This window comes from Deinococcus hopiensis KR-140 (assembly GCF_900176165.1).
Taxonomy (GTDB): Bacteria; Deinococcota; Deinococci; order Deinococcales; family Deinococcaceae; genus Deinococcus; species Deinococcus hopiensis.
This window is the reverse complement of the sequence record NZ_FWWU01000009.1, coordinates 1,986,453-2,002,191: the sequence shown is the minus strand read 5'-3', so window position 1 is coordinate 2,002,191 and position 15,739 is coordinate 1,986,453. Positions and strand designations below refer to the sequence as shown.

Genomic DNA, 15,739 nt, shown 5'->3' with positions numbered 1-15,739 from the left:
ATGACCCAGACGCCCCCCGAACAGGACACCCCCACGCCCCCCGCTCCCGGCGCCTCGCGCCGCGACTTCGTAAAAAACGCGGCCCTCTTTACCGGCACCGTGGCCGCGCTTGGTGGAGGTCTGGAACTGCTGACCCGCCGCCCCGGCGCCCAGGCGGAAGCCGCGCCGGGTGAGCTCATCGCCCAGGCCCGCCGCCCACTTGGTCCCTACGACACCTCGGAAGCGGTGACGCCCTACGCGCAGGCCACCACCTACAACAACTATTACGAGTTCGGCCTGGACAAGGCGGACCCGGCCCGCAACGCGGGAAGCCTGCGCACCCGCCCCTGGACCGTCCTTATTGACGGCGAGGTCCGCAAGCCCGTGCGGGTGGACATCGACACCCTGCAATCTTGGTTTCCCCTCGAAGACCGCATCTACCGTATGCGCTGCGTGGAGGGTTGGTCCATGGTGATGCCGTGGCTCGGCTTTCCGCTCGCCGCCTTGCTGCGCCGCATCGAGCCCACGGGCAAGGCCAAATACGTGCAGTTCACCGCGCTGAATGATCCCAAGCAGATGCCGGGGCAGCGCGACGCCGTACTCGACTGGCCCTACGTGGAGGGTCTGCGTCTGGACGAGGCGATGCATCCCCTCACCCTAATGGCTGTGGGGTTGCAGGGGCGCATCCTGCCCAACCAGAACGGCGCGCCGCTGCGGCTGGTCGTGCCCTGGAAGTACGGCTTCAAGAGCATCAAGGCTGTGGTGCGCATCACCCTGACTGAAAAGCAGCCCAAGACGACCTGGGCGCTCGCCTCGCCCACCGAATACGGCTTTTACGCCAACGTGAATCCGTCCGTTCCGCACCCGCGCTGGAGCCAAGCCACCGAGCGCCGCATCGGTGAGCTGCGCCGCCGTCCCACCCTGCCGTTCAACGGGTACGCCGATCAGGTGGCGCACCTGTACAAGGGCATGGACCTTCGGCGCTTTTTCTAGGTGCCTGTGCGGAGGTGTCCGTGAGCCGCGCCGCGCCTGCCCGTTCGTCTCCCCGCCGCGCCGCGCCGCTGCCCTGGCTGCCACCCGGCGTGGTGGTGGGCGGCCTGCTGCCCGCGCTCGTGCTGCTGCTCGACGCTCGGAGCGGCGCGCTCGGCGCCAACCCCGTCCAGCGGGCCATTCTCCAGACCGGGCTGCTGACCCTGGCCCTGCTCGCGTTGTCGCTCGCGTGTACGCCTCTGCGCCTGCTGACCAGCTGGACCTGGCCCGCGCGCGTCCGCAAGGCGCTGGGCCTGCTCGCCTTCGTCTATGCCGCGCTGCACTTTGCCCTGTACCTCTTTGACCACGGCTTCACCCCGCAGGTGGTCCTGGACGACGTGCTGAAGCGGCCCTTCGTGACCGCAGGCTTCGCGGCCCTCGTGCTGCTGGTCCCGCTGGCCGCGACGAGTACGCGGAGCGCAGTCAAGCGGCTGGGCTTCGCCCGCTGGCAGCGGCTGCATCAACTCGCCTACGCCGCCGTGGCCCTCGGCGCGCTGCACTACTGGTGGGGCGTGAAAAAGGACCATACCGGACCGCTGATCGCCGCGCTGATCGTGGCGGCCCTGTTCGCCGTGCGCCTGCTGTGGGGCCGGGGCCGGCGGAGAAAGAAAGCGAAAGCGGGGATGCGGTTCTAGGGGAGTGGCCCCGAGCGGCGTCAGGCCTTGAGCGCAAGTGCCCCAAGGGGAGAGAGAGGGTCAAACCCTTTCGCCGCTGGGCAGCAGCCCGTGCCAAAGGCCCTGCTGACGGCTGGAAGCTGGCCGCTGCCCACCCTAAACCCTTCCCTTAATTCGTCCTCCTCGTGGGACGCGAGCGGGTATGCTGCGGGACGATGAGCACCACTGACGAGCCCAGTGTCTCGGGAACCAGCGTCGCGGGAGGCCGCGCCGCCGTGCGCCTGCTTCAGGGCTACCTGTGGCACCCTGCAGGTGAGGACGTGGACCTGGAGCACTACCTGCCGCACGAACTCGACGAGGCGCACGTGCTGTGGGACGCGGTGCAGCCGCCCTTCGCCTTTTTCGAGAATGGCGAACCCACCGCCGGGCAAACCTTTTACCAGTTCACCGTCCTGCGCGTCTACGACGACAAGCCCCGCGGGGAGGTTCTGCACGCCGCCGCCGCGGAGGCCAGTCAGGCCCTCGGCCCCCTGCTCGACAGCACCCCCGCCGGCGTGGGCTGGCAGCTGTGGGAGGACCTGCGCGAGTTATGATCGGCCCGTCGGCCCTGCGGGGCATCACCTGGTTGGACCTGCGCGTGGAGGGTGACCTCCATCCCCGGCGCTTCGACAGCCCCGAGACGCTCCGCGCCTACCTGGTTCGCATCGAGCGGCTGTCCGAAGAGGCTGTGACAGCCCTGCTTGAACGAGGCGAGGTGGGCCCCCCGGAAGCGCGCCGCCTGTACCAGCTCCAGGTATTGCCGCCTTAATGTCCGGGCCCGCCGGAGCAGAGGAAGTGCGCGAGTACGTCACCCTACCCGGTGCCCCGGACGCCGACACCGTAGGTCAGCTCCTGACAACGCCTGGCGGCGCGGTCTTGAGTGCCCGAACGGGATGGGACGCAGCGGGACGCATCCGCACGGTGATCTGGCTTCAGCACACGGACGCGGAAAAGGTGGTCCGCACCCGGCAGAACCTGCTGCGGGCGTGTCAGGCCCGGGGTGTGCGCGCCTTCGTGGTGTAGAGCGTTCCGTTTGTCCTGGTGCTCCACGCCTGGACATGCTGGAATGCGGGGATGAGCGTTCCTGCACGCGGGCCGGACCCGTCTCCCTTCGATCCCGCCCTGGCCGAGGGAGGACGCCTGCCCACCCTCGCGGTGCTCTCGGGCCTGTTTATGCTCGCCACCACACCCTTTTTCGGCCGACTGCTGCAGGGCGGCACAGAGCATTTCGCGCGGAACGTGCTGTACGCTGCCGCCACCGCCGTGCTGCTGGGGCAGGTGTGGCGCGGCAGCGTCTGGGCGTGGCGGCTGACGGTGGGCTTTGGCGTGCTGGCAGGCCTGCTCGTGTTCGTGGCGGGAATGCTGGCAGCGGTGGGCAGTTGGCAGGGGTGGGTCATCAGCCTGGCAGGCGTGGCGTTCTTGGTGCTGGCCCTGTGCTTGGTGTCGGTGCCAGGCATCCGCGCCTTTCTCGATTCACGTTGGGCGGCGCGGCGCGGCGTGGGGAGGGGGGCATGACGGCCCGCCGCTTCACGGTGCAGGGCACCAACAATGCCTTCACCTGCGCGAATTGCGGCCTGGAGGTGCGGCCCCTGCAAAACGGCTCGGTCCGCAACCACTGTCCCGGTTGCCTGCATTCGCTGCATGTGGACGTGCAGCCCGGCGACCGCGCGAGCGACTGCCACGGCGTGATGACGCCTGTGGGCGTGGAGCAGAGCGGCAAGAAGGGCTGGATCATCCTGCACCGCTGCCGCAAGTGCGGCTTCACCGGCCGCAACAAGGCCGCCCTTGATGACCCGGCCCAGCCCGACGACTGGAACGCGCTTGTGCGCCTGAGCAGCCGGAGCGAGCGGTAAAGGACGCAGAGGGCAGAGGGGTCATCCCCTCTGCATTACTCTTTGCAGCGCACGTCCTTGCCGAAGTATTTCTGGCTGATCTGCGCGTAGGTGCCGCTTTGCTGCAGCTTGCGCAGGCTGGCGTTTAGGGCGAGGCGGGTGGAGTCGTCCTGCTCGTTGAGCATCATGCCCACGGGGACGGTCCACAACTCGGGGCTGAAATGCACTGGGGCTTTGGGGTAGAGCTTTTTCACGATGGGCTCGGAGACGCTGTAGGCGATGGTGGCGTCTACCGCCTTGGAGAAGATGGCGATCACCACATCGTTGTTGCTGGGGTAGACGTTGACCTGCTTCTGAAAGGGCAATTTCTGCACGTAGGAGGTCATGATCGAGCCGGCGATCACGCCGACCTTCTTGCCCGCCAGGTCCGTGTGCTTGTTCATGTTGGGATCGAGCGAGATCACCGACACGCCGAAGCAGCCGCTGGGGGCCGCGAAGTCCGTCTTTTTCTCGCGGGTGCTCGTGATGCCCAGGGCACTGACGGCCAGGTCCACCTCGTCGTCTTGCACCAGCTTGGTGAGCTGATCGATGCGGGCGGTCCGGTACGATACCTTGACGCCGAGATCGGCGGCGAGGGCATTGAGCAGCTCCACCTCAAAGCCCGTGTTGCGGCCCTCGACGGTCATTGAGAAGGGCGGTACGTCGCCGGGCGTGGCAACGCGCAGCACGCCGCTTTCCTTGATCTGGACGAGGGTGCGGGCCTGGGCGGGCAGAGTGGTCAGCAGCGCGGCCGTGCAGGCCAGCAGAATCGGTTGAATTCGCGTCATCTTGGTTGCTCCTTGGTCCGGGCGGCTCGCCGGAAAGACCCGGCGGGCTCTGAAGGCGAGGTTGTCGGGTTTGGATGCACATTAGGGCGCGGCGCCTGTCAGAAACCTCACGGCGGCTGATGAAGAGGGGATTGATCTGAAAGTCGGCGGATCCGTCCAGGGTGCTGTTCGGAAGGGTCTGACCCCCCCTGCTACACTCGGCCCCATGGTGCTGTGGCTGGTGGTGGTGGCAATCGTCTTGAGCGCGAGCCTGATTCTGGGGCTGACCCTGGGGCCGTTGAAAACGGCGGCGAATATCGGGGTCATCCGCGCTTTCGCGTTCGTGCAGTACGCGGCGGCAGCCCTGCTCGCGGGTGCGCGGCTGATGGGCAGCGCGTGAGTGGGGACGCCTCCACGCCCGGCGCTGGCGCGGTGCCCGTCATCGACCTGCTCTTTCAGGACGTTCCCAGCGTCATTGGTGTTCCCGTGCTCGACAGTGGCGACGGTGTGGCCCTGGTAGATGTGGGCCCGGGGTCCACGCTGCCCGCGCTGGAGGCGGGTCTTGCGCAGCTGGGAGCGTCTCTGGCCGATGTGCGGCACGTGCTGCTCACGCACATTCACCTCGACCACGCGGGTGCGGCGGGCGCGCTGCTGGAACGGGTGCCCCAAGCGCGGCTGTACGTTCACGCACGCGGAGCCCCGCACCTCGTCCGCCCCGAGCGCCTGATGGCGAGCGCTGGGCAGATCTACGGAGACCAGATGGAGCGGCTGTGGGGCGAGATGCGTCCCGTCCCAGCCGACCGCCTGACCGTGCCGGAGGAGGGCCGTACCCTGCGTGTGGGCCGCCTGGACGTCCGCCCGTTGCCCACCCCTGGTCACGCGGTGCATCACCTCGCCTACCACGTTGGTGACGACCTGTTCGTGGGCGATGTGGGCGGCGTCCGTCTGGACGCCCTGCAGACGCCCCGCGCCCCCACCCCACCCCCCGACATCGATCTGCCCGCGTGGCGGGGCAGCGTCGCCCTGCTGCGCGGTCTGGATGCCCGAACCCTCTATCCCACCCACTTCGGGGCCTATCCGCAGGAAGCGGCGCACTGGGACGGCCTACTGGCCCGGCTGGAAGAAGATGCCGAACGCGTCCGAGAGGGCCTGGAACGCGGCGAGGCCCCCGAAGAATTAACCGAGCGCTTCACCGAGGTCCTGATGAACGAACTGCACGCCGAAGCCCCCGAGCTGCCCGAACGTTTCGGGTTCGCCTCGCCCCCTTGGATGAGTGTGCAGGGCCTGACGCGCTACTGGCGGCGGACCGCCGTGCGGGGAGGACAGTGATGCGCGTGCTCGTGGTGGGCAGCGGTGGCCGCGAACACGCCATCGTGGACGCCTGCGCGCGGGCCGGGCACGAGGTGCTGTGCACGCCGGGCAACCCCGGCATCGCGGGCCAGGCCCGTATTCTCGCGGGGCCCCAGGATGCCGCCTCGGTGGCAGACCTCGCGGTGCGGGAGGGCGCGGACCTCGTGATCGTCGGTCCGGAAGTGTATCTCGCCGCCGGGCTCGTAGACGCTTGCCGGGAGCGGGGTATTCCCGCCTTCGGTCCCACCCGCGCCGCCGCCCGTCTGGAAGGCGACAAGGCGTGGAGCAAGGCGTTTATGGGAAGGCACGGCATTCCCACCGCTGCGCACCGCAGCTTCGGCGGTTTGGAGGAGGCCCTGGCCTACGCCGCTGACCAGCCCCTCCCCCTGGTGGTCAAGGACGCGGGTCTGCGTGCGGGCAAGGGCGTGACCATCGCCCACACCCACGGGGAAGCGGTAGCGGCCCTGCGCGACATCTTCACCCAGGAGGCATCCCAGGCGGTTGTCGAAGAGTTCATGATCGGCCAGGAGGTCACGGTCCTGGCCCTTACTGACGGCGCGCACTACGCCCTGACTCCACCCAGTCAGGACCACAAGACCATCTTCGAGGGCGATACCGGCCCCATGACGGGCGGAATGGGCGTGATCTGCCCCTTTCCGCTGGACGCGGGTGAGCTGGAACGGGTTCGGCGCGAAATCATCGAGCCCACCCTGGCAGGGATGCGCGCCGAGGGCCAGCCCTTTACCGGGGTGCTGTACGCGGGCCTGATGCTCACCCCGTCCGGACCGAAGGTGGTGGAATTCAACGCCCGCTTTGGTGACCCCGAGGCCGAGGCCGTGCTGCCCCTGCTGGAATCGGACCTCGCGCAGCACGCGCTCGCTGCAGCCCGTGGAAACCTGGACCCGCAGGAGGTGCGCTTTGCAGACGGTGCCAGCGCCGTCGTGATTCTCGCCGCTCCCGGTTATCCGGGCGAACCCCGGAAGGGCATTCCCCTGACCCTGCCCGAGACGGGCGCAGGTGAGGTGATCTACCACGCGGGCACAGCCGAGCAGGAGGGCCAGCTCGTCAGCAATGGGGGGCGGGTACTGGCCGTCACCGCCACTGCTCCCACCCTGAATGCCGCGCTGGGGCGCGCCTACGCACTGGCGGACCGGGTCGAATTTGAGGGAGCCCAGCTTCGACGCGACCTGGGCGGCCGCATCGGGGCCTCGCCGGAGCCGCAGCCCGTTTGACTCCCAACTCCGTTTGACCCGGGCCCCGCCGCGCGCTAGCATTCACGTCGCCCCAGTTCGCGCCGTGCCGGTTGCGGCGGGGAAGAGGGCCGGAGTGGCGGAATTGGTAGACGCACTCGACTCAAAATCGAGCGGGAAACCGTAGGGGTTCGAGTCCCCTCTTCGGCACCAATGGTAGGCTCCTGCTTCGGCAGGAGCTTTTGGCTGTTGGGCCGGCCCGCTCCTTGCCGGCGCCTCATCACCGCCAACTGCCACAGCCCAGCTGCAAGCAGAGGGGCCAAGAGGAAGCGTCCAGCTCATCCGGACGCACCTGAAACTCCCGAAGAGTAGGACACTGGGTGTTCGGGAACGCGCAGGACGCTGATGCAGGTGTGTATAGTGGCGACCGAGAGGGACCCGCCACGAGGCCGAAGGTCCCATGAATCCACTCCGCAAGCGCAAGGCGCTTCACGAAGGAAAACCATGATCCTGACGCTGTTTATCATTTTGTTCGCCCTGGTGGCCGTGGGCCTTGTCTTTTTCGTGCTGCTGCAGACGCCCAAGCAGGCGGGCCTGACGGCCAGCATGGCCTCTGGCGGCTCGCTCCTCGGAGGGCGTGGCGTGGAGGGCGGCCTGGTGCGCATCACCAGCGTGCTGGGCGGTCTGTTTATGCTGCTTGCGCTCTTGATCGGTGTAATTTCGTAGACTGCCTCCACGCGCCGCCTGAACCGCTTCGTTCGTCGAGGCGGTTTTTTGTTTTCTCGGCGTGGCGGGGAGGTGGCCCTGCCCATTTTCCGCTCCAGTCGACAAAGACGGCTGGCATCCGTAACGTTTCTGCCGCGTAGGAGTGTGACATCAGCCTTGACCTGGTTCAAATGGCTTACTTATAGTGGCGGCGCTGGACCCCGACATAGCATGTTTGACCTTTCTCAGGCCCCAGCCTGAGCGGACGGACATCCCCGATTCAGGAGGCACCATGAAGAAAGCTCTGTTCGTTGCACTCGCCATGACGCTAGGCAGCAGCCTGGCCGCGCCGTTTGTCTTTCCCGCGAGCTGGACCACCAACAAACCCGGTGAGGTTCAGGCAGGCGGGACCCTGCGTACCGTCAACCTTCAGGACTTCAAGACCCTGAATCCCTTCGTGAGCAAGGAAAGCCCCAACCTGCCTGCTTTTATGACGGGCAGCTCCTGGGGAGCCCTGCTGGGCCAGGACCCCATCTCGGACGACTACTTCCCTTATATGGCGTCCTCCTACACCCAGTCGCCCGACAAGCGCACCTTCACCCTGAATATCCGCCCCGGCATGAAGTGGAGCGACGGCAAGCCGATCACCGCGGATGACTGGATCACGAGCTACACCATCCATACCAACAAGGATGTGGGCAGCAACAGCTACGACGGCTTTTTCATCAATGACCAGCCCATCAAGGTCAGCAAGGTCGACAACGACACCATCAAGGTGGTGTTTCCCAAGCCTGACGTGACGGCGCTGGAATTCCTGGTGGGCTTCGAGCCCGAACCCACCCACGTGTTTATGCCTGTGTTCAAAAGCAAGGGTGCCCAGGGCGTCAAGGACATGTGGACCATCAGTACAGACCCCAAGGACGTCGTGGTCAGCGGGCCCTTCATGCTCGACCGCTATCAGCGCGGTGAGCGCGCCATCCTGAAGCGCAATCCCTTCTTCGGCGAGTGGAACAAGGACAGCGCGGGCAAGGCGTTGCCCTACCTCGAGGGCCTCCAGATCAACGTTGTTGCGGACCAGAACGCCCAGCTCACGCAGTTCCTGGCCGGCAACATCGACGTCTACGCGCCCGACAACCGCGACCGTCTCGCGCAGGTGAAGGCCGCCATCGACGCCAAGAAGATCGACGCCAACCTGATCGCCAACGCCAGCGCCCGCGCCAGCAGCGACTTCGTGGTCTTCAACATGGACGACAGCTCCAGCTTCAAGGGCAAGCTGTTCAGCAACGCCAAGTTCCGTCAGGCCTTCTCGATGATCGTGAACCGCGACGCGATGGTCGACCTGACGCTGGGCGGCCTGGGTCAGCCCACCTACACCGCCGTGTACCCCGTGTACAAGGACTGGGTGGCCAGCGGCGCCGACAAGTACAAGTACAACCCCCAGGCGGCGGCCAAGCTGCTCGCCCAGTTGGGCTTTAACAAGAAGGGTGCGGACGGTACCCTGATGGACAAGGCGGGCAACAAGCTGGAGTTCACGCTCGTCACAAACGCGGAAAACACCCGCCGTCAGGGCTTTGCCAAGATCATTCAGGACGAGGCCAAGAAGGTGGGCATGAAGGTGAATGTCAGCGCCATCGCCTTCAACCAGATGACCGACATGCTCGACGCGAAGGCGGACTTCAGCCGTCGCAACTTTGACGCCATCCTGATCGGTCTGACGGGCGGCGGCAAGGTCTTCCCCGTGAGCGGTCCGAACGTGATCGAGTGTAAGGGCCTGTCCGACGGCGGTAACCTGCACATGTTCAACCAGAGCAACAAGTGCCGCTTCCCCTTCGAGACCCAGACCATCAACCTGTACTGGAAGGGGCGCTCGACGTTTGACCTCGCCGGCCGTAAGGCGATTGCGGCTCAGATTCAGCGGATTGAGGCCGAGCAGCAGCCGTACGTGCAGCTTGCGGCCCAGACGGCCCACTTTGCGTGGACCAACCGGACCCAGGGTGAACTGCCCCGTCCGGCGATCAACGCTCTGAATGCGGGGACGCTCTTCGGGCCGCGCACCATCGAGCTGACCTGGGTCAAGCGCTAAGGTATTCCCGCCAGCGCTGCAAGCTTGACACGCTGGGGCGCGGGGCCAACAGGCCCCGCGCCCCTCTTCCGCTGAATGAGGTAGCTGTGCTTCAGTACGTCTTTCGCCGCATCCTGCAATTTATCCCCACATTCCTGCTCGCCACGTTGCTCGCGTTTCTGATCGTGCAGCTGGCCCCCGGCGATTTCCTTTCCCAGTTAAAAGAGAACCCCTCTGTCCGTCCGGAAACGGTAGAGCGGCTGCGGCAGCAATTCGGCCTGGACAAGCCTCTGCTGACGCAGTACGCGCTCTGGTTGAAGAACTTTATGGTGGGAAACCTGGGCGAGTCGTTTCAATACAAGCGCCCAGTATCTGAAGTGCTCTTCGATCCGTTTATGAACAGCCTGATTCTGGTGTTTATCGGGACTGTCCTGCATTACGCCGTCTCGATTCCCATCGGGGTCTACAGCGCTGTTCGCCCTTACAGCACCGGAGACAAGGTGTTTTCCTTTCTGTCCTATATGTTCCTGGGAATTCCCAGCTTCTTTTTCGCCCTGCTCGTGATCTGGGCCATGCTAAAGTTGCAGCAGAACTTCGGTTGGGACATGCCGCTCGGCAACAAGACGAGCAGCAAACTTGGACCAGACCTGCCCTGGTGGCGCTCGGTCTGGGACGTTTTCATTCACGCGCTGGCTCCCAGCATCATCCTGGTGCTTCGCGGAATCAGTGGGGAGAGCCGGTTCCTGCGCGGGCAAATGCTGGAGGTGCTGGGACAGGACTACGTGCGGACGGCGAGGGCCAAGGGTGTGGCGGAAAACCGGGTGGTGTACAAGCATGCCCTGCGCACCGCGCTGATTCCCCTTATTGCTGGTCTCGGTGGCCTGCTGCCCGCCTTGATCGCTGGCGCTGGATTTCTGGAGGTGGTCTTCAACTGGCCGGGCCTGACGCCCCTTCAGCTCACGGCGCTGGGCAACCAGGACATTTACATTCTGCAGTCGGTAACGGCCATCGCCACGCTGCTGTACCTGGTGGGCAACCTGATTTCCGACGTGCTGCTGTCCGTCATCGATCCCAGAATCCGGTACTACTGAACGTGCCCAGTCTGTTCCCCCTGCGCAAGGAGACGCCGTGACCACCACCGCCCCCACTTCCGTCCCCAAATCAAAGGCCCGCTCCCAGAGTCAGTGGAGCGTCGTCTGGACGCAGTTCAAGCGCAATCCCCTCGCCCGGATGGGTCTGACGCTGCTGGGCCTGCTGTACCTGATGGCCCTCCTCGCGGGATTCCTGGCTCCGTACGGTCTGGCGGAATACAGCACGACCGAGCGCATCAGTTGGGCGCCGCCCACGCCCATCCACTGGCGTGACGACAAGGGGCATTTCGGGCCCCACGTCTATGGTCTCAAACGCGACATCGACATGGAAACGTTCCGGGACAAGTATGTGGAGGACAAGTCCGTTGCGTGCCCGGTCAAATTCTTCCAGACGCACCCCGGCGTGGAGGGCCGCACCTACCGCTTTTTGGGGGTCATTCCGACCAGCCTGAAACTGTTCAGCGTGGACGCGCCCTGCAAGCTGTACCTGTGGGGGAGCGACGACTACGGGCGCGACCAGTTCTCACGCATCATGTACGGTTCGCAAATCAGCCTCAGCATCGGCATTATCGCCTCGGTGCTCACCCTCGTCTTCGGCCTCATCATGGGAGGCGTCGCGGGATACTTCCGAGGTCTGGCCGATACGGTCATCATGCGCCTCGTTGAGGTGCTCTCGGCGATTCCGGATCTTTTCCTGCTGATCACCCTGCGGGCGTTGTTTCCGCTCAACGCCAATCCAATCCTGGTGTTTTACCTGGTAATCGCGATTCTGGCCTTTATTGGGTGGGGCGGTCTGGCGCGGATCGTGCGCGGTCAGATCCTGTCGGTGCGCGAGCAGGACTTTGTGCAGGCGGCCACCGCGCTTGGGGCGTCGGACAGCCGCATCATCGCCAAGCACCTGCTGCCCAGCACCGCGACGTACATCATCATCTCGCTGTCGCTCGCCATTCCCGGCTTCATCCTGGGCGAGAGCGGCCTGAGCTTTATCGGTATCGGCATCGTGGAGCCGTACGCGTCCTGGGGAAGCCTGCTGGGTCTGGCGCAGAAGGGCGGCTTCGAGAGCCTCGATGCCCGGCCCTGGACCCTGATTCCCGGTGTGTTTATCATGTTGGCCGTGCTGGGCTGGCAGTTTGTGGGCGACGGCCTGCGCGACGCCTTCGATCCGCGCCGCCGCCGCTGAGTCCGGCTCCCGCCCGGTCTGTCCAGCATGGAGGGCAGGCCGGGCCGAAATGGGGGTGGAGGCCAGGAACGTGACCTGTCCACACAACCGGCCTTGTATGATGGAGCGCGTGTTCCGCAGTCAGCAGCATATGGAGGAAAGATGACCCATCAGGGTGAGGTACTGCTCGCCGTCAACGGGTTGAAGACCTACTTCAACACCGACGACGGCGTGGTAAAAAGCGTGGACGGCGTGACCTTCCACCTCAACAAGGGCGAAACGCTCGCCGTGGTGGGCGAATCCGGCTCAGGCAAGAGCGTGACCAGCCTCAGCATCATGCGCCTGATTCCCATGCCGCCTGGCCAGATCGTGGACGGTGAGGTCCTGTTCACCGGCAAGGACGGCAAGCAGAAGAACCTGGTGACCCTGCCGGAAGCCGAGATGCGCCGCATTCGCGGCAACGATATCTCGATGATCTTCCAGGAGCCCATGACCAGCCTGAACCCGGTGTATACGGTCGGCGACCAGATCGCCGAGGCCGTCATGCTCCACCAGGGCAAGAACAAAAAGGACGCCATGGGTGTGGCGACCGAGATGCTGCGCCTCGTCGGCATCCCCGCGCCCGAAAAGCGTGTTCACGAGTACCCGCACCAGATGTCGGGCGGCATGCGCCAGCGCGTCATGATCGCCATGGCCCTCTCGTGTAACCCGGCCCTCTTGATTGCCGACGAGCCCACCACAGCGCTTGACGTGACCATCCAGGCCCAGATTCTGGACCTGATGCGCAAACTCCAGCGCGAGATCGGTATGAGCATCCTCTTTATTACCCACAACCTCGGTGTGGTGGCCGAGATGGCGGACCGCGTGGTCGTGATGTACGGCGGGCGCGTGGTGGAGGAGGGCGACGTGGTGGAGATTTTCAAGGCGCCCCGCCACCCCTACACCATGGGGCTGCTCAACTCTATTCCCCGCCCCGGCGAGCACGTCCGCGAGCCCGGGCAACCCAAGCAGCGTCTGGAGGCCATTCCCGGCAACGTGCCCAACCCGCTGAACCTGCCGCAGGGCTGCTCCTTTGAGCCCCGGTGTAAGTTCGCGGTCGAGGCGTGCCGCGAGGCCGTGCCCCCGCTGTTTGATACGGGCGGCGGCCATACGGCGCGTTGTATCCGCTGGCAGGAGTTCGAGATGGCCCAGCACGAGGTGACCGCATGACGGCAGTGACGAGAACGGCAGCCGCTCCGGGGCGCATGACCGCCCCGATGGGCGAGACGCTGCTGGACGTACAAAACCTGGAGAAGTTCTTCCCTATCCGGGGCGGACTGCTGTCCAGGGTGGTGGGCAATGTGAAGGCCGTCAACGACGTGTCCTTCAAACTCGCCAAGGGCGAAGTGGTGGGCCTGGTGGGTGAATCCGGCTCGGGCAAGACCACGGCCGGGCGCGCCATCCTGCGCCTGATCGAGCCCACGGGGGGGCAGGTGATCTTCAACGGCACCGACATCACCAAGCTCTCCAAGGGCCAGATGCGCGACTACCGCCGGGAGATGCAGATCATCTTCCAGGACCCCTTCGCTTCGCTCAACCCGCGCATGACGGTCAGCGACATCATCGGCGAGGCCATGCAGATTCATAATCTGCACCCCGGTAAGGCGCGCGTGGAGCGCATCGCCGAGCTGCTGGAAAAGGTGGGTCTGCGCCCCGAGCACATGCGCCGCTACCCGCACGAGTTTTCTGGGGGGCAGCGTCAGCGCATCGGCATTGCGCGCGCGCTGGCGGTGGATCCCTCCTTTATTGTGGCCGACGAGCCGGTCTCGGCGCTGGACGTGTCCATTCAGGCGCAGGTGGTGAACCTGCTGCAGGACCTGCAGGAAGAACTGGGCCTGACGGTGCTGTTCATCGCGCACGACCTCGCGGTGGTGGAGTACATCTGCGACCGCATCATCGTGATGTATCTGGGCCGCGTGATGGAAATCGCGCCCAGCCGCGAGCTGAACAACAACCCCAAGCACCCCTACACCGAAGCGCTGCTTTCGGCCGCGCCCATTCCCGATCCTACGGTCAAGCGCCAGCGCATCATTCTGGAAGGCGACATTCCCAGCCCGATCAATCCGCCCAGTGGCTGCGTCTTCCGCACCCGCTGCCGATATGCCGTGGACGACTGCGCCCGTATTGTGCCCGAGTTGCGCGAGGTCGCGCCGGGGCACTTCAAGGCGTGCATCCGGGACGACATTCTTTAGGCGGCCGTTCGCTGGCGATCAACCCCCCGCAGTCGGAAAGCCCCCGCTTCATACGGGGGCTTTTTGCTGTGTCTGACGGACCTCTGACGAAAGGTGTGACTCTCACACTTCATCAGCAACCCGGGCGCAAGCTGGCAGCCATGAAGAGATTTCTGACGGCAGCGTTCGTCCTGGCCCTCGGCACGGCTTCGGCGGCGGACTTGCGGATTTACCCCAGCTTCGCCGAGGTGCGCGAGCCGGTGCGGGCGAGCGGCACTACCCTCACCGTGACTTTGCCGGAAGCCGCATGGGCGGGTATTATTCCGGGCACACTGGATCTGGATGGGCTGGCCTTTTCCAGCGCGGTGCAGCGGCTGGAAGCCACCTGGCTCGCCTCGCTGGAGGGCAAGGCGGTGTACCTGAGGCGCGAGGGCGAAGGGGCCGAAGCGGTGACGCTGGTGCGGGCACGTGATCTGCTCGTCAAAGACGCTGCCGGGCGCTACCGCACCGTACGCTTTGAGGACCTCAGCTTCGATGTGCTGCCGCCCGTCAATCCGCAGTCGCCGGTGCAGAGCCTCACCTTCACGCTGCCGCAGGCGGGCGCGGGCACCCTGTCGTACCTCACCCGCGCCGTTACGTGGTCCCCGCGCTACACGCTGAAGGCCAGTACGGGAGGGGCGCAGCTCTCGGCCCTGGCGGATATCCGCAACGGCACCGAGCTGCCCTACGACGTGAAGGGCACAGAATTGTACGCGGGGGATGTGGACGTGCAGGGTTCGCCGCAGCCTGTCCCCATGCCGCTGGTGCGGGCGGAAGCTGCAGACGCGGCGGGTTTCGCCACTTCAGCCCCCAAAATCAACTCCCTGGGCGAGCTGCGCGGCCTCTACCGTTACGCCCTCTCCACGCCGTTTACCCTGCCCGCCAACGCGGTGGTTACGCTGCCCTTCATCACGCCCAAGCTGACCTCCTTCGAGCGGTACGCGGGCCTCAACACCTATTTCACGCCCCAGAACGCGTCGGGCACCATGAGCCGCTTCTACCGCTTCAAGGCCGGCGAGCGCCTGCCCGGCGGTCCCCTGACGGTGCGCGAGGAAGGCCGCATCGTGGGCCAGACGAACGTCTCCGAGACGGCCAAGGGCGCGGAGGTCGAGTTCTCCCTGGGCAACGATCCCGACGTGCGCTACAGCCGCACCGCGCAACTTGTGGGCAGCGAGAAGGACAGCAAGGGCAACGTGGTCAAGACGACGTACAAGGTCACCTACACGTTCGAGAGCAGCAAGGACCGCCCTGTCCGGGCCGAAGTGACGGAAACGGTGGGGGGCCGACGCATCGTCATCGATGCGGCTCCTGCCCGTCAGAACCAGGCCCAGGCCGAACTGCGGGTGGATGTGCCCGCAGGCGGCAAGGCGAGCAAGGGCTTCACGGTGGTGGTGGACAACAGCTAGCAGAGGGCCTTCTTGGTAGGAACAAAGAAAGAGGGCAGGCCAGATTGCTCTGGCCTGCCCCCGAAAGGACTTTGGTTAGGACCGAACCCCGGTGGTCGGGGAGGTATGCGCGTCAGATTTACTCAAGTGGTTGACCTCCTGTCGCTGAGATGGCCGTAATTTATCAGCGCCTGGGCAGGCGATTTGTTCTGGCTTTACGTTTTACGGCATTTGGCGTAGACGGCATTT

General features: G+C 65.4%; 18 protein-coding genes and 1 tRNA gene. 18 read left to right on the top strand and 1 reads right to left on the bottom strand.

Annotation, left to right across the window (positions count from 1 at the left end; genetic code table 11):
- From msrP to B9A95_RS23210, 7 genes are all read left to right on the top strand, one after another.
- Window positions 1-972: a protein-methionine-sulfoxide reductase catalytic subunit MsrP gene (gene msrP / locus B9A95_RS23240; protein WP_084049442.1), complete on the top strand. Its 972-nt coding sequence runs from the start codon at window positions 1-3 to the stop codon at window positions 970-972.
- A gap of 89 nt (window positions 973-1,061) precedes the next feature.
- The gene (locus B9A95_RS23235) at window positions 1,062-1,643 is read left to right on the top strand and encodes a protein-methionine-sulfoxide reductase heme-binding subunit MsrQ (RefSeq protein WP_139807074.1); all 582 of its coding nucleotides are present in this window, start codon (window positions 1,062-1,064) and stop codon (window positions 1,641-1,643) included.
- Window positions 1,644-1,837: 194 nt separating this feature from the next.
- On the top strand, window positions 1,838-2,215 hold the full coding sequence (locus B9A95_RS23230; protein WP_084049441.1) for a DUF3208 domain-containing protein: 378 nt from the start codon (window positions 1,838-1,840) through the stop codon (window positions 2,213-2,215).
- Window positions 2,212-2,430: a hypothetical protein gene (locus tag B9A95_RS23225; protein WP_084049440.1), complete on the top strand. Its 219-nt coding sequence runs from the start codon at window positions 2,212-2,214 to the stop codon at window positions 2,428-2,430. The genes B9A95_RS23230 and B9A95_RS23225 overlap by 4 nt, the downstream gene beginning before the upstream one ends.
- Complete coding sequence (locus B9A95_RS23220) at window positions 2,430-2,684, top strand: hypothetical protein (protein ID WP_084049439.1); 255 nt, start codon at window positions 2,430-2,432, stop codon at window positions 2,682-2,684. The genes B9A95_RS23225 and B9A95_RS23220 overlap by 1 nt, the downstream gene beginning before the upstream one ends.
- Before the next feature lie 51 nt (window positions 2,685-2,735).
- Entirely contained in the window at window positions 2,736-3,176 is a 441-nt protein-coding gene (locus B9A95_RS23215; RefSeq protein ID WP_084049438.1) for a hypothetical protein, read from the top strand.
- Complete coding sequence (locus B9A95_RS23210; RefSeq protein ID WP_084049437.1) at window positions 3,173-3,514, top strand: RNHCP domain-containing protein; 342 nt, start codon at window positions 3,173-3,175, stop codon at window positions 3,512-3,514. Before B9A95_RS23215 ends, B9A95_RS23210 begins: the two co-directional genes overlap by 4 nt.
- Window positions 3,515-3,549: 35 nt before the next feature.
- Here B9A95_RS23210 and B9A95_RS23205 read toward each other — a convergent pair whose 3' ends face one another.
- Window positions 3,550-4,320 (bottom strand): substrate-binding periplasmic protein, encoded by a 771-nt coding sequence (locus B9A95_RS23205; protein WP_084049436.1) that lies wholly within the window; start codon window positions 4,318-4,320, stop codon window positions 3,550-3,552.
- 205 nt (window positions 4,321-4,525) lie between these two features.
- Between B9A95_RS23205 and B9A95_RS34115 the strand changes: the two genes are divergently transcribed.
- The 11 genes from B9A95_RS34115 to B9A95_RS23155 all read left to right on the top strand — a co-directional run bounded on the left by B9A95_RS34115 (window position 4,526) and on the right by B9A95_RS23155 (window position 15,511).
- The gene (locus B9A95_RS34115) at window positions 4,526-4,699 is read left to right on the top strand and encodes a hypothetical protein (protein WP_170928758.1); all 174 of its coding nucleotides are present in this window, start codon (window positions 4,526-4,528) and stop codon (window positions 4,697-4,699) included.
- Window positions 4,696-5,628 (top strand): MBL fold metallo-hydrolase, encoded by a 933-nt coding sequence (locus B9A95_RS23200; protein ID WP_245808449.1) that lies wholly within the window; start codon window positions 4,696-4,698, stop codon window positions 5,626-5,628. Before B9A95_RS34115 ends, B9A95_RS23200 begins: the two co-directional genes overlap by 4 nt.
- Window positions 5,628-6,881, top strand: coding sequence for a phosphoribosylamine--glycine ligase (gene purD / locus B9A95_RS23195; protein WP_084049435.1), 1,254 nt, complete (start codon window positions 5,628-5,630; stop codon window positions 6,879-6,881). The genes B9A95_RS23200 and purD overlap by 1 nt, the downstream gene beginning before the upstream one ends.
- An 88-nt stretch (window positions 6,882-6,969) precedes the next feature.
- A tRNA-Leu gene (locus B9A95_RS23190) sits at window positions 6,970-7,052 on the top strand.
- A 291-nt stretch (window positions 7,053-7,343) separates the two neighbouring features.
- Window positions 7,344-7,565: a preprotein translocase subunit SecG gene (gene secG / locus B9A95_RS23185; RefSeq protein WP_084049434.1), complete on the top strand. Its 222-nt coding sequence runs from the start codon at window positions 7,344-7,346 to the stop codon at window positions 7,563-7,565.
- Between the two features lie 271 nt (window positions 7,566-7,836).
- A complete protein-coding gene (locus B9A95_RS23180; protein WP_084049433.1) occupies window positions 7,837-9,627 on the top strand; it encodes an ABC transporter substrate-binding protein in 1,791 nt (596 codons plus the stop codon).
- Window positions 9,628-9,713: 86 nt separating this feature from the next.
- Complete coding sequence (locus B9A95_RS23175) at window positions 9,714-10,697, top strand: ABC transporter permease (protein WP_139806957.1); 984 nt, start codon at window positions 9,714-9,716, stop codon at window positions 10,695-10,697.
- A 37-nt stretch (window positions 10,698-10,734) separates the two neighbouring features.
- Window positions 10,735-11,877: an ABC transporter permease gene (locus B9A95_RS23170; protein WP_084049431.1), complete on the top strand. Its 1,143-nt coding sequence runs from the start codon at window positions 10,735-10,737 to the stop codon at window positions 11,875-11,877.
- Between the two features lie 141 nt (window positions 11,878-12,018).
- Window positions 12,019-13,065, top strand: coding sequence for an ABC transporter ATP-binding protein (locus B9A95_RS23165; protein WP_084049430.1), 1,047 nt, complete (start codon window positions 12,019-12,021; stop codon window positions 13,063-13,065).
- Window positions 13,062-14,087 (top strand): ABC transporter ATP-binding protein, encoded by a 1,026-nt coding sequence (locus B9A95_RS23160; protein WP_084049429.1) that lies wholly within the window; start codon window positions 13,062-13,064, stop codon window positions 14,085-14,087. Before B9A95_RS23165 ends, B9A95_RS23160 begins: the two co-directional genes overlap by 4 nt.
- Window positions 14,088-14,227: 140 nt before the next feature.
- The gene (locus B9A95_RS23155; protein ID WP_084049428.1) at window positions 14,228-15,511 is read left to right on the top strand and encodes a DUF4139 domain-containing protein; all 1,284 of its coding nucleotides are present in this window, start codon (window positions 14,228-14,230) and stop codon (window positions 15,509-15,511) included.
- Window positions 15,512-15,739 lie beyond the last annotated feature (228 nt).

What these genes read in the sequence shown, in the direction of transcription:
- msrP (WP_084049442.1), top strand. Translation starts at nt 1, where the DNA reads ATGACCCAGACGCCCCCCGAACAGGACACCCCCACGCCCCCCGCTCCC.
- B9A95_RS23230 (WP_084049441.1), top strand. Translation starts at nt 1,838, where the DNA reads ATGAGCACCACTGACGAGCCCAGTGTCTCGGGAACCAGCGTCGCGGGA.
- B9A95_RS23225 (WP_084049440.1), top strand. Translation starts at nt 2,212, where the DNA reads ATGATCGGCCCGTCGGCCCTGCGGGGCATCACCTGGTTGGACCTGCGC.
- B9A95_RS23220 (WP_084049439.1), top strand. Translation starts at nt 2,430, where the DNA reads ATGTCCGGGCCCGCCGGAGCAGAGGAAGTGCGCGAGTACGTCACCCTA.
- B9A95_RS23215 (WP_084049438.1), top strand. Translation starts at nt 2,736, where the DNA reads ATGAGCGTTCCTGCACGCGGGCCGGACCCGTCTCCCTTCGATCCCGCC.
- B9A95_RS23210 (WP_084049437.1), top strand. Translation starts at nt 3,173, where the DNA reads ATGACGGCCCGCCGCTTCACGGTGCAGGGCACCAACAATGCCTTCACC.
- B9A95_RS23205 (WP_084049436.1), bottom strand. Translation starts at nt 4,320, where the DNA reads ATGACGCGAATTCAACCGATTCTGCTGGCCTGCACGGCCGCGCTGCTG.
- B9A95_RS34115 (WP_170928758.1), top strand. Translation starts at nt 4,526, where the DNA reads ATGGTGCTGTGGCTGGTGGTGGTGGCAATCGTCTTGAGCGCGAGCCTG.
- purD (WP_084049435.1), top strand. Translation starts at nt 5,628, where the DNA reads ATGCGCGTGCTCGTGGTGGGCAGCGGTGGCCGCGAACACGCCATCGTG.
- secG (WP_084049434.1), top strand. Translation starts at nt 7,344, where the DNA reads ATGATCCTGACGCTGTTTATCATTTTGTTCGCCCTGGTGGCCGTGGGC.
- B9A95_RS23180 (WP_084049433.1), top strand. Translation starts at nt 7,837, where the DNA reads ATGAAGAAAGCTCTGTTCGTTGCACTCGCCATGACGCTAGGCAGCAGC.
- B9A95_RS23165 (WP_084049430.1), top strand. Translation starts at nt 12,019, where the DNA reads ATGACCCATCAGGGTGAGGTACTGCTCGCCGTCAACGGGTTGAAGACC.
- B9A95_RS23160 (WP_084049429.1), top strand. Translation starts at nt 13,062, where the DNA reads ATGACGGCAGTGACGAGAACGGCAGCCGCTCCGGGGCGCATGACCGCC.
- B9A95_RS23155 (WP_084049428.1), top strand. Translation starts at nt 14,228, where the DNA reads ATGAAGAGATTTCTGACGGCAGCGTTCGTCCTGGCCCTCGGCACGGCT.